The 12,300-nt window shown below is 64.7% G+C and carries 12 protein-coding genes and 2 pseudogenes; 2 read left to right on the forward strand and 12 right to left on the reverse strand.

What is annotated here, in order from left to right:
- The 5 genes and pseudogenes from A2J03_RS18925 to A2J03_RS18945 form a co-directional block, all read right to left on the reverse strand.
- Window positions 1-241, reverse strand: a pseudogene (locus tag A2J03_RS18925) (CopD family protein); the annotation flags it as partial.
- Between the two features lie 6 nt (window positions 242-247).
- Complete coding sequence (locus A2J03_RS18930) at window positions 248-778, reverse strand: copper resistance CopC family protein (protein ID WP_068377009.1); 531 nt, start codon at window positions 776-778, stop codon at window positions 248-250.
- A complete protein-coding gene (locus A2J03_RS18935; protein ID WP_068377012.1) occupies window positions 775-1,437 on the reverse strand; it encodes a YcnI family copper-binding membrane protein in 663 nt (220 codons plus the stop codon). Before A2J03_RS18935 ends, A2J03_RS18930 begins: the two co-directional genes overlap by 4 nt.
- A 49-nt stretch (window positions 1,438-1,486) precedes the next feature.
- Complete coding sequence (locus tag A2J03_RS18940; protein WP_068377014.1) at window positions 1,487-2,014, reverse strand: hypothetical protein; 528 nt, start codon at window positions 2,012-2,014, stop codon at window positions 1,487-1,489.
- Between the two features lie 15 nt (window positions 2,015-2,029).
- Window positions 2,030-2,680: a DUF6474 family protein gene (locus A2J03_RS18945; protein WP_068377018.1), complete on the reverse strand. Its 651-nt coding sequence runs from the start codon at window positions 2,678-2,680 to the stop codon at window positions 2,030-2,032.
- 128 nt (window positions 2,681-2,808) lie between these two features.
- Between A2J03_RS18945 and A2J03_RS18950 the strand changes: the two genes are divergently transcribed.
- A complete protein-coding gene (locus A2J03_RS18950; RefSeq protein ID WP_068377021.1) occupies window positions 2,809-4,449 on the forward strand; it encodes a TM0106 family RecB-like putative nuclease in 1,641 nt (546 codons plus the stop codon).
- Between the two features lie 68 nt (window positions 4,450-4,517).
- Here the strand turns inward: A2J03_RS18950 and A2J03_RS18955 are convergent, their stop codons facing one another.
- From A2J03_RS18955 to A2J03_RS18980, 6 genes and pseudogenes are all read right to left on the reverse strand, one after another.
- Window positions 4,518-5,285 (reverse strand): SDR family NAD(P)-dependent oxidoreductase, encoded by a 768-nt coding sequence (locus tag A2J03_RS18955; protein ID WP_068377024.1) that lies wholly within the window; start codon window positions 5,283-5,285, stop codon window positions 4,518-4,520.
- 147 nt (window positions 5,286-5,432) lie between these two features.
- The gene (locus A2J03_RS18960) at window positions 5,433-6,461 is read right to left on the reverse strand and encodes a hypothetical protein (RefSeq protein ID WP_231912610.1); all 1,029 of its coding nucleotides are present in this window, start codon (window positions 6,459-6,461) and stop codon (window positions 5,433-5,435) included.
- Window positions 6,458-7,639 carry a sensor histidine kinase gene (locus tag A2J03_RS18965; protein ID WP_068377030.1) on the reverse strand — a complete coding sequence of 394 codons (1,182 nt, stop codon included), beginning with the start codon at window positions 7,637-7,639 and terminating at the stop codon, window positions 6,458-6,460. The genes A2J03_RS18960 and A2J03_RS18965 overlap by 4 nt, the downstream gene beginning before the upstream one ends.
- 38 nt (window positions 7,640-7,677) lie before the next feature.
- Window positions 7,678-8,388: a TMEM165/GDT1 family protein gene (locus A2J03_RS18970; protein WP_068377033.1), complete on the reverse strand. Its 711-nt coding sequence runs from the start codon at window positions 8,386-8,388 to the stop codon at window positions 7,678-7,680.
- A gap of 224 nt (window positions 8,389-8,612) precedes the next feature.
- A pseudogene (locus A2J03_RS18975) lies at window positions 8,613-9,116 on the reverse strand (peptidase); the annotation flags it as partial.
- 282 nt (window positions 9,117-9,398) lie between these two features.
- Entirely contained in the window at window positions 9,399-10,022 is a 624-nt protein-coding gene (locus A2J03_RS18980) for a superoxide dismutase (RefSeq protein ID WP_068377045.1), read from the reverse strand.
- A 248-nt stretch (window positions 10,023-10,270) separates the two neighbouring features.
- On the opposite strand from A2J03_RS18980, the gene A2J03_RS18985 reads away from it, so the two are divergent.
- Window positions 10,271-11,386 (forward strand): acyltransferase family protein, encoded by a 1,116-nt coding sequence (locus tag A2J03_RS18985; protein WP_231912611.1) that lies wholly within the window; start codon window positions 10,271-10,273, stop codon window positions 11,384-11,386.
- A gap of 10 nt (window positions 11,387-11,396) precedes the next feature.
- Here the strand turns inward: A2J03_RS18985 and A2J03_RS18990 are convergent.
- Window positions 11,397-12,300, reverse strand: a 904-nt coding sequence (locus A2J03_RS18990; RefSeq protein WP_068377041.1) for an MCE family protein, incomplete at its 5' end; no start/stop codon positions are given.

Here is a 12,300-nt window from a genome sequence, read left to right on the forward strand (position 1 = left end):
CGACGGCCGTCCACGCGCCGGCGACCAGTGCCGCGCTACGCCAGACGGGTGGTCTGCTGCGAGCCGGAAACAGGTCGGTCCGCAGCAGCCCGAGCCCCAGAGCCGTTGCCCCGAGGCAGTCCGCGATCACGCGCAACAGAGACGATGGATCGGGGCCGTCGGGGCGGGCGAGCAGCCACGCCACGCCGACCCCGGCGATGCCCGTCAGGCCGGCGGTGAGTACCCACCACCGGCGAAACACGGTCAGCTACTGCTCCTTCGGCTTGCGCAACGCGAAGGCCAGGCCGCCGCCGAAGACGAGCCCGCCTGCGACGAGGAACGGCCACAGCGGGATGCCGCCACCGTCTTCCGAATCGGTCGCGGCCGACGCGTCGGCCGCTGCTCCCGGCGAGCCGGATCCCGCCGCGGTCAACGTGAACCCGATTGTGCCGCTGATGGGATGCCCGTCAGCAGACGTGACGCGATAGGCGATGGTGTAGTCGCCCGCCGGACCGAGTTCTCCGACGTCGACGACGATGCTCTGTCCCTCGATCCGAGGGTCGCCCTTCGACCACAGATTGCCGTCGGGTCCGACGACGTTGAGTGTGGCGAACTGAGACTGCGGTACCTCGTTGAACGAGACCGACACCTGCGAAGGCCCTGTTGCGAGCTGAGATCCATCGGCTGGATCCGATCCGGTGACGACGGAATGGGCCGATGCGGTCGGCGCTCCGATCAGAAGCGCCGATGCGGCAAGTACTGCAACCAGTACGGCCCTCAGGGACGCGACTCGGCTCATGAGCGGCGGCCTCGAACGGCTGCGCCGATACCCAGCGCCGCGCCGAGTGCGCCGAGAACCAGTGCGACACCGGCCATCCAGCGGGCCGTGTTGTCGGACTCTGCCGCGCTCGGTGCCTCGGCCTCAGCCGTGACGGTGGCTGATCCGTGGCCGTCGGACTCGGCGCTCGCCGCGGTCAAGGTCAGCGTCGGGGCAGGCTTTTCGGGCTCGCTGCCGTCGGCCGCAGGCTCCTCGTTCCATTCGACGACCTCCCCGTCGTTGTAGGTCTGGGTTGCGGGGAAGCTCACCGAATCCTGTTCGGGCAGTGGTCCAGCCGAGAGAAGGAACTGCTGGAACTGCCCGGGCAGGACCTCCGCTCCCGGTGCTGCTGTCCACGTCACTGCTGTGGCGAGGCCTTCGGCGTTCTTGTCGACGGTCGAGGTCCATCCCGGAATCGGCTGCGTGCGAGCCGAGCTGAGGCCGGGGAGTTCGACCTTGACCGAGGACGTCGCCGCAGTATCGGATTCGGTCGGTACGCGGAACGTGAGGACGCTGTAGCCGCCCTGCTCGGCGCCGGGTGCGTATACCGATACGTGTGCCGATGCGGCGCCCGCTCCGAAAACGAGTGCCAACGTTGTGGTGCCTGCGATGAACGAGGCACGACGAATGAAGCTGTTCATGGTGAAGAGGTTCCTTCTCGAAAAGTGAAGTGGCAGATAGCTGATCGGACTACACCGACACAGGTGGGCCACGTCTCGAGATCGAGGTGCCGAAGAACTGAAGTGAGGACTTTTCGGGGTTGCCGACGAAGAAGGGGCCGGTGGTGACGCCCGGCAGTGGGAGAGGCGGGTCGAGGACGGCACGGACGATCGATGTGATCGGACCGTACAGACCCTCGGCGGCGCAGACGAGGACCGCGGTTGCCGCGGATGCCGCGAGGTGGAACCCGATCATGGTCGCACTGGGCACAATCGAGTGCCCGTGCATCATCTCGAGCGGGTTGCCGACCGCAAGCGCGATGTGCGACGCCGACTGGCCGAGGAGGAGTCCGCCCAACACAGTTGCGAGTTGCGAACGCGAGGAGCGGGGATTGGGCATCGAGGCAATCGCGCCGACGCCGATGGCGACGACAAGCAGGAACACGGTCGCCGACCCCGACGGGTAACCCCCGCCGGCCATGCCGTGGGCGGCGACGGCCAACGCGACCGTCAACGCACCGACAGCTCCGCCGCGAAGCGAGGCGGCGGGGGACGTCATGGGATCAGCGAGCTGCTAGCGGACGCCGAGACGAGCCAGCAGGTCGGCCTCGATGCCGTCGAGCTCGGCGGAGATAGCGTGATGAGCTGCTTTGCGACGAGCGGGCGGCATCTGCTCGGACGTACGCACCGCGGTACCGAGGTCGGTCAGACGCTGCGAGATGGCGTCGGCGAACTTGCCGGTCTCGGCGTCGGAGCCGGCGGCAGCGACCTGTGCGAGAGACTTCTCGGAACTGGCGATACGCGCGGTCAGCTTGGCGCCGTACCCGCTGTAATCGCCGAGCTCGGCTGGGTTGATGCCGAGCCTGCCGGCCTTGCGCTCGTCGAGCTTGTTGCGCAGCACTGCCGCACCGCGGTAGACGATGGGAGTCAGCACCGGGATCAGTACACGCGCGATGGAGATGTACTTACGAACCTGCGCTGCGTTGATCGACCCCTGAGCGGCGGCCTTCTGCTGCGCTTTGAGGGTGGCGATCTGTGCCTTCTCGACGTTCTTCTGCGACTTCGCTTCGATCGTGCTCAGCTTGTTCTGTGCCTTGGCGATGGACTTCAGCTGTTTGCGCTCGTTCTTCGCACCGAGCTTCGCCTCCAGCGTCGCTTTGTGCTTGAGTGCCTTTGCCTCGGCCCTCCGAGTGGCACGTCCTTTGCGCTTGCGGAACAACCCCATCGACAAGGCCCCTTACGTCAGCTTCTCCTAGCATCGGCGCGGCATTCGCGCTGGCTTCGATACAGCCTATCGGTTCGCGACGGTGGGTCGCATCGGGCGTGTCGGTAGCGGGACATAGGCTCGGGACTGTGAACAGCCAGCCCGTCGCGGCGCGTGCGTCGTCGGGGAGAGAGCCGTCGGTACTCATCGACGCCGGATCTCTCACCCGATGCAGACACCGGCTGTACCTGGACACCGCGTACTCCGCCCTGCAGCGCAGTGAGCCCGAGAACCCGGGGGTTCGGCAACGCCGCGAGGCTGCGCAGGCGCACCGTGAGGCCATTCGTGCGATGTTCGCGGCGGAGCTCGACGGATGGGTGGAGATCGACGCAGCGGACGCGAGGACGGCCTCGGAGCGCACGCTCGCCGCCTGCAGACGCGGAGCAGAGTGGATCTGGAACGCCGTGCTGCCCGCCGAGCGTGACACCGGGCGTCGCGGGCGCAGCGAGCTGCTGATGCGGGCGCCGTCGGGCACCGGCTACATCCCGATCATCGTCGTCAATCACAAGGTCACCGATCCGGGTCGAGGTGCGGTGACGTCTCCGTTGACGGCCTGGGCGCCGGGCGTCGACGAGACGCGCAAAGTCCGTAGTCAGCTGCGAGACCAACTGCGTCTCGCTCACCTTCATCGCATGCTCGATTTCGAGGGTTTGGCGTCCGAGGACGCTGTCGGTGGGGCAGTCGGGTATCGCGCGGAGTGCATTCTCGTGCACGATCTGAACGCGGTCCTCGCGGAGTACGACTCCCGCTTCGCCGACCGACTCGCCATTGCTCGCGGCGAGAGCTACACGGTCCCGTCCCAGGTGAGCGAATGTCGTTCGTGTTCGTGGTGGACCGACTGCAAGCCTCAGCTCGCAGCCACCCGCGACGTGTCGCTCGTGGCGTCGGGAATGCGGGCCGAGGTACTGCGTGAGAGCGGCGTGTTCACCATCGACGAGCTCGCGAGATGGACCGGCCCCGAACCGGACAACTGGCCGTTCGGCAGTTTCGACGACGCCGTGGCGGCTGCGACAGCGTGGCGAGCGGATGTTCCGTTGCTGCGTCGAACCGAGAACGTCGTCGTGCACAGGGCCGACGTCGAGGTGGACGTGGACATGGAGAGCTACCAGGAACACGGTGCCTACCTGTGGGGCACGCTGCTCACCGAGGCAGGCGGCCCACCACCGGTGTATCGCGGGTTCGTCACGTGGGATCCGCTGCCGACGAACGACGAGGGCCGCTCGTTCGCCGAGTTCTGGGGCTGGCTGATGGCGAAGCGTGCCGACGCGGCCGCGCGCGGCAAAACGTTTGCAGCATACTGCTATTCGCGTCAAGCGGAGGACAAGTGGCTCCTCGACTCGGCCCGACGGTTCGGCGACGTCCCCGGCGTCCCGACCGAAGCCGAGATTCGCGAATTCATCGACAGCGAGCAGTGGGTGGACATCTACCAGGCCGTCAGCGATCAGTTCATCTGCCCGAACGGCAAGGGGCTCAAGAAGATCGCGCCGATCGCCGGGTTCCACTGGCGAGACGACGAGGCCGGCGGCGAAGCGTCGATGGGATGGTACCGAGACGCGGTCGGCTACGACGCCGAGCCGGACCTCTCTCAGCGCGAGCGGCTTCTGGTCTACAACGAGGACGACGTCCAGGCCACCAAGGTGCTGCGCGAGTGGATGAGCGATCGCGCCGAGATCGAGATCCCGACGCTCGAGTCGCTGCGCGTCGGGATGCCCTGCCCGCCCACCGCTTGAATGTCACATTCCAGCTATCCGATCGTATGGATGGTCCATTCAAGCGGTGGTCAGGAACGCAAAACCAGCTACCGCGGCGCCATCCGGATCGCGCCGTCCATCCGGATCGTCTCACCGTTGAGGTAGTCGTGTTCGGCGATCATCTGGACCAGCTGGGCGTACTCGGTCGGCTGGGCCAGGCGGGACGGGAACGGCACACTGGCTTCGAGCCCCTTGCGGTATTCCTCGGTGACGCCCGCGAGCATCGGGGTGTCGACGATGCCGGGGGCGATCGTGTTTACGCGAATGCCGACCTGAGCGAGGTCGCGTGCAGCGGTGATGGTCATCGCGTGGACGCCACCCTTCGATGCGGTGTACGCGATCTGGCCGATCTGTCCCTCGAACGCTGCGACCGACGCGGTGTTGACGATGACGCCTCGCTGGCCCGCGTCGTCGACCGTCGACAACGACTGCATGCGATTCGCGGCCAGGCGCATGACGTTGAACGTGCCCAGCAGGTTGATCGTGATAACGGTGCGGAAGAGCTCGAGATCGTGCGGGCCCTTCTTCGACAGGATTCGTCCCGCCCAGCCGACGCCGGCGCAGTTGACGACGATTCGCAGCGGGACGCCCGACTCGGTGATCTTGTCGAGTGCGGCCTCGACCTCTTCTTCGCTGGTCACGTCGGCTGGAATCAGGGTCACTCCGGCGGGAACGCTGTCACCTGCCCGTTCGATCGACTGGGCCAGATCGAGGCCGAATACCGTGACCCCGGCGTCTGCGAGGCGCTTGGCCGTCGCCGCTCCGAGGCCCGACGCCCCTCCTGTGACCAATGCTGCTGTTCCCGAAATCTCCACGTGCACATCTCCTCGACTAGGGCGATGGACGCTCGGCGCAACCGATCAGCGCCGACCGCCCAGGACTCGCATTGCACCATAACCGCAGGGCAGTGAGCCCGATCCGACCGAGGGTGGGAAATGACGTGGATCACTCGTGCCAGGGGGCTAGTGCGCCGCCTCGGCGATGCTGCCGTCGTGCTTGTATTCGATTCGGTAGGTTTCCCCGGCGTCGACCAGCATCGTGGCGAGGAGGGGGCGGCCAGCGGGTAGAAGTCGAATCGTCGCCGAGCCGTGGTCGATCCGATCGATGTGTTCGGCCGTCGACGTCACCAGCGCGTCACGCACGTCGGACGCCAGGTCTTCGGCGCGATCGTCGAGGAGCACCACGTTGACGCCGCGGCCACGTGCAGTGCGCACCGAATGCCGTAGGCGAGGGTCGACGAGCGCCCGTGCGCGCAACGAGTCCCTCAGCTCGGCTTCGAGCAACGTGCACGAAAGAACCTCCGCGGCGGACAGGTCCGGACCGTTTACCGTCCGCTCGAGCAATGGGCGTGCCATCTCGTCGAGGCGTTCGAGTTGCGAGTCGCGCTCGTCCAGTACTGCTGCCGCCGCTGCTTCGAGGGCCACGCGGGCGGTCGAGCGGCGACGTAGCTCGAAGATCGATCGGCTCAGCGCGCGAAGCGTGTACGCGAAGAAGCTCGACATCAGCAGCGGTGCGGTGTTGACGACTCCGAACGCGATTCCGTATCCCACACCTTGGCCGGTCGAGACCGACCACCACAAGGTCACTCCCACAGTCGCTACCAGGCCCATCCACGCAAGCGGAGTGCGTCCGCGAACGCACATCACCGTATAGAGAGCGACGCTGGTGCCGAGCGTCCAGGTCTGCAGTGCGCTGCTGGGAGGTGCGGGAATCACGCTGAACACGAGCCCGCAACTCAGCGGTCCTATCGCTGACACCGGAATCGCGTATCGCAACGGAAGCGGATCGCCCGCCGTGGCCGTCAGCACGATTGCCCCCGTCGAACATAGTGCAGCAGCGGCGAATACCGGCCCCGGATGGTCGACGCCGGACAGTGTGGATGCGGCGCACGTGAAACACGTCAGCACGTACAGCGCCACGAGTGCGAACGCGAAGGGCGAGCGCATCCCGATCAGATCGCGGATGTCCTGGCCCTCGGAACCGCCGGTCACGAGCGTGCTGTCCAGCGCAGTTCGACGACTGTTCCCGCGCCACCTCGAGCGGACACGACCTGTGCCGAACCTCCATGGAGACTGCGCATTCTGCCCAGGATGCTGACTGCGATGCCCATGCGATGCGGCGCGACGTCGGCGGGATCGAATCCGAGTCCATCGTCGGTCAGTGTCACATCCAACGTCGTTTCGGTGAGGACGATCGTGGTCGAGCGGGCCGCGGTGGGCCCCGCGTGTTCGACGCTGTTCCGCACGGCCTCGGCGAGTGCCGCGCTGATAGTTCGCACCACGTCGGCGGGAAAGCCAGTGGTGGAACGAGATTCGACGGTGACGTCGATGTCCTCGTCCACGTTGGTCGCGGCGGATCTGAGTTGCGCAATGGTTTCGGGAACATCGAAGGAGGTCGTCGTCGAATTGTCTCGGAGCGAATCAAGCTGTGCGAGTGTCAATTGCGTCTGACGGATGACGCCGTCGGTGCGGCCCTGGCGCGCGACGGCCAACAGTGAGGACAGAACTCCGTCGTGGATGAGTGCGTCGAATCGCTCGCGCTCGACGGTACGTGCACTCATCGCCGCCGCCGTCGCTGCCTGTCGATGGGTCGACTCGATGGTGTCGTCGAGAATGCGGGCCGTTCGGCGAACTCCGAGAGTTGCGGCAACGAAGATCGAACAGAACATCAGCGCGAACAGGATGTCTGCGAACAGTGGTCCTTCGAGAAGCGGGCCGCGAAGTATGTTGATGCTCAACTGAACCGAGACGACGGCGACGACCAGCTGTGCGAACGCAAGCCACGCGGGGAGCGAGGCGGCGGCCGCGAGGCCCGCCAGCCCGGGAAACGTCGCAAGAGGCACGCCGTTCGGGTCCGTGACGCTGCTGTCCCACACGAACCACCATGACAGAGCAGCCGCGAGGAAGGCGATCGTCGCGAGCGCCCCCGTGATTCGAATCCACCGTGTGTCGCGTGCCAACGATGCCACGCCCATGGACAGTCCGGTGCCGAAGACGGTGATCAATGTGAGGGAAGTCCACCACGACGACGTCACGAACGTGGTTCGGATGAACTCGGGCAGCACGATCGCGAGGTAGATCAGGTAGCCGGCCGAGACGAACCTGGCGATGGTGCGGAGCAGCCGATCCGAGGATCGATGATCGTTGGTAGCTTCGTCGGTTGTAGTCATACGCCCCTGGTCCTATCGGGCGAATCCTACGACGAGCGCTACTTCGGGTTCAACACATTCGGCTGTTCGAACGACACCGGCCGACGTGCCTTCCGACGCCGCACGAGGCCGAAAGTTGTCCAGATCGCGGCCGACAGTGCCAACATCGCCGCACCGCCGATTACGGGCGCCACCGTACCCGGCATGATGCCCTCGAGGAACAGCACGACGCCGAATACGAAGAAGAGGATCGCCGCGCCGTACTGAATGACCCGCTCGGGTAGGTGCTTGCCGAGTACCGCGCCGACGACGATGGCGAGAGCATCGGCCGCGACCATGCCCACAGTCGATCCGATCCAGACGCCGACCCAGTCGTTGTCGGTGGCGAGGGTGACAGTGGCGAGCATCGTCTTGTCACCGAGTTCGGCGAGGAAGAACGCGGAGGCGATCGCGACGAAGGCGGATCGCGTCACTTTCGACGCCTTCTCGCCCTCGTCCTCGGACAAGCTGTCGCCCCTGAGCGTCCACAGGCCGAAGATGACGAACGCGATGCCGCCGACGATCGAGATCGCCGCAGTCGGGATCGACAGTCCGAGGAAATGACCGACGGCCACCGAGACCAGGTGGACCACCGTGGTGGCGACGGTGATGCCGCCGATGACGATGTACCACTTGTAGCGCAGCGCGAACGTCATCGCCATGAGTTGGGATTTGTCACCAAGCTCGGCGACGAAGATGACAGCGAAACTGAGTAGTAGTGCAGAAAGCATGGTGAAAGAGGCTCCTCGGTCGTCTTGATTGACCGAAGGTCTCGCCCACCACCTCGACCGACTCGAGTTGGTTCACAGTGCCGGGCCGGTATGAAACGGCCAGTATGTCGACACGGTGATTGGGGGCTACTCCCCTTCGCTGCCACCAAGATTAGGAGGCGTCCGACGAAAAGTCCAATGCAGCAGCAAGTTTGGGTTCCCGAAAACTGTTCTGCGGGAACCGGTCACGACGCGAGGAGCATCGCCAAAACTGCGGTGTCGGGATCGCTGATCGGATCGAGTCCGACGCGGCTCACCATCGACGTCACGGTGCCGTCGGATTCGGCTTCCACCCAGGCCGCGCGGTGATCCAGGCCGAGATGGGGGAGCCCGGGAAGGAGCACGCAGCCGGAGGCGGCGCCCGCGCATTCGGGGAGCGTCGGAGTGGTTTCCGACGGTGGATGCAGCATCAGAATCGCGGGCGGTTGGTGAAGTGCGAAGCGCCCTGGTGTGACGGCCATCTCACCCACGACCGGTCCCTCGGACAGGATCAGCCCCACCGTGCCAGGTGCGGGATCGTCCGGAAGTTCCTCCCGGGCACCGAAGACCGTCGACGTGGCGAGGAGCCCTGGCATCGATGCGATCTGAACCGCCAGTGCGAGAAACTGTGCCCATTCCTTGGTGGTGTCCGGCCACCGACCGGAAATGACGAATCCGCGGAGTAATCCGGCGGCATGGAAAGGGGAAACCCGATGAGATCTCGATCGTTCATCTCGTAGCTCGCTTGGGTCGTTCCAGACTTCAGTTCTGGTACACCACGTTGGGTAGGAGAAGCATGGATCAGAACGGTGCTGGCACACAAGACGGTACGAGTGCTAACGGCTTGCCAGTCATGCCATCCGTGCCAACCGCTTGAATGGTCCATCCATACGATCAGATGGAGTGGAAGCCACATTCAAGCGGACGTTCAGTGCCGTAACACACGAATGGGCCACCGCGACGTGCGCGATGGCCCATTCGAGCGAAACAACTTACGGGAAGATGAGACCCGGAGTCTTCGCGGTCGCAGCTTCGAAGCGAGCCTGAACGTCGGCCCAGTTCACGACATTCCAGAACGCCTTGACGTAATCGGCCTTGACGTTCTTGTACTGCAGGTAGAAGGCGTGCTCCCACATGTCGACCTGGAGCAGCGGGATGATGCCGAGAGGCACGTTGGCCTGCTGATCGTAGAGCTGGAACGTGAGGAGATTCTTGCCCAGCGAGTCGTAGCCCAGGACAGCCCAGCCGGAGCCCTGCAGGCCGTTGGCAGCGGCGGTGAACTGTGCGCGGAACTTGTCGAACGAACCGAACTGGTCGTCGATAGCTGCGGCGAGCTCGCCTTCGGGCTTGTCGCCACCGTTGGGGGAGAGGTTCTTCCACCAGATGGAGTGGTTGACGTGCCCGCCGAGGTGGAATGCAAGGTTCTTTTCGAGCAAGAAGATCGAGCCGTGGTCCTCGTTCTCACGGGCAGCGGCGAGCTTTTCCAGCGCCGTGTTGGCGCCGGCGACGTACGTTGCGTGATGCTTCGAGTGGTGCAATTCGTTGATCTCGCCCGAGATGTGTGGTTCGAGGGCGGAGTAATCGAAATCTAGGTCGGGCAGTGTGTACTCGGACACGTGTTTCCCTTCTCTGTCGACGCCGCGCATACCGTGAATCCCACGGCGCGGTCGTCTACTGCGGATCGTCTCTCGGGTTCAACCCAATCTCATTAGTACCCCTAGTGCAACAGTTGTAACCGAGATCCATTTCTCGGAATAAATACGCGCTGCCGCGACATGCCACCTAAGGTCACAGCGAGGTCACAGCGCGGCTCTACGATTCGTCCAGCAGATGAACAGGAAACTAGGCTGGCCGCGTGAGTCCCTTGCGCAGGCCGAGCGAGCGAGTCGACAGCCAGTCGACCGTTCATGCGCCACGCGTCGAACTTGCCGGGGCCAACCTTCTACGGCTGATCGCGGTGCTGGCCGTGCTGTACTCCCACATCTCGTTCTACCTGATCGACGATCGAGGCGACGGCTGGTGGGTCATCGACGTCGTCTACAGCGTCCTCATCCAGGAGGCCGGGCTCAACAACCATCTCTCGTTCGTCGGTGTCGCGATATTCATGCTGCTCACCGGGCTTCTCGTCACGAGGTCGGCGATGCGGCAGTCCCGACGAGATTTCACGGTCAGCCGCCTCTCGCGGCTCGTTCCGGCGCTGTGGGTGTCCGTGGCGCTCGCCGTCGTCCTGGTCAGGCTCGGGATCAACGGCATGTTCAGCGGGCAGAGTGGCATCAGCAATTCCGAGGCCGCACTCAGCTTCGTCCTCGGCGGGTTCTTCCTGAAGCCGGAGGTCGCCGTCCTCGGAGTCACGTGGACTCTGACGGTCCAGCTGTTGTTCTACCTGTACTGCGTCGCAGCGCGAGATATCCTTCGCACGCGGCCGATCGTGGTGCCGCTTCTCGGTGCTGCGCTGTGCGTCGTGGTTCTGCTCTACAACTTCTACATCCCACAGCCGTGGTCGGTGCCGATGCTGTCGAAGATCGCGGCAACGCTGCCGACGCTGTTCCTCGGTCAGATCATCTACCTGGGCTGGGCGCGGATCGTCTCATGGCGGTGGGTGGTGCTCGCAGTGCTCGCGCAGGCCGAGGTCGTACGGCTCGCCACGAACGTACATGCCTATTGGGCGGGCGATCAGTACATGTGGACGATCATCGTCGTGACCGGCCTGGTGTTGCTGCTGGGTAGGTACGACGGTCGAATTGCGCACTGGCGGATCGTGCACTGGACGGGCACGCGGAGCTACGCCATCTACCTCGTGCACACGCTGATTCTGTACCGAGTGTACGAGAACGTCGTGCCGTACACCGGACCGACCGGCGCCGTGCTCGCGTTCCTCCTCGTGACCGCAGCCGTGTCGGAGGCCGTCTACCGATGGGTCGAGGTGCCTGCTGCCACCTGGCTCAACGGCCGATTCCGACGCGCACCTGTGCGTTCGTAGGACGGCCCGGCTACTTGGGGGTGACCCCGATCAGCGGGGCGAGCTGTGAGGCAATCGGATTGAGGTTGAGCTTGTCGGGATCCAGCTTCGGCTTGTCGTCCCACGGTTGCGGTGTTTCGGGGTCGGCGAAGACGATTCGACTTGCTGAACGGACGCCGGTGACGCTGCCGTGTGGCGTCGTGCAGTTGGCATCCAGGTTGAGAGGGTAGTTGCTCTCGGTGGGGTCGAAGTTCGGATCCTGCTCATTCTCTTCGCTCAGTATTTGCTGCGAACGTTCGTATCCGATGGTGCATGGGGGCGGATTGTTCGTTTCGAGTACCAGGCTGAGATGTGCAGTGCCGTCACCGGGAACGATAGTGCTGCCGCCCGCGGCGAGAGTCGGTAGAAAAGCGAGGAGCGGCTGAAGCGCGAACGAACTCGGCGCCATCTGCTCGGCGACCGATTCGATGTTGGTAAGAACCGACGTCAGTGACGTCCCTCCTTCGGCGATGAGCGATCCGATCTGGTCGCTTGCGGCCGTGCCGGTACCGATCAGGCGTCGAATATCGGGGTCGTTGCTTCTCAATTGCGCGGTCACCAGGTTCAGATCGGTGCTGAACTGGCGAATCGCCGAGGACTGCTCCGACTGAGTATCGAGCACCGTCCGACTGTCCTCGATCAAGGCGAGGGTCTGTGGCAGGGCGGCATCGGCCGACTCCGACAGTGTTCCGAGTGAATCGAGGAGCACGTTCAGGTCGGTACCTCGACCGTCGAGTGCCGTACCCAGCTCGCTCACTACCGTCTCGAGACCGGCGATCGGGACAGACGTGACCAGCCGATCGGTGCTCGCGAGAAGGTCCTCTACCGGAACCGGGATTTCCGTGTCGGCTGTAGCGATCTCCGAGCCGTCCTCGAGGTGGGGGCCGGAGTCGGTG

It is taken from the genome of Rhodococcus sp. EPR-157 (assembly GCF_001647195.1).
GTDB lineage: Bacteria > Actinomycetota > Actinomycetes > Mycobacteriales > Mycobacteriaceae > Rhodococcoides.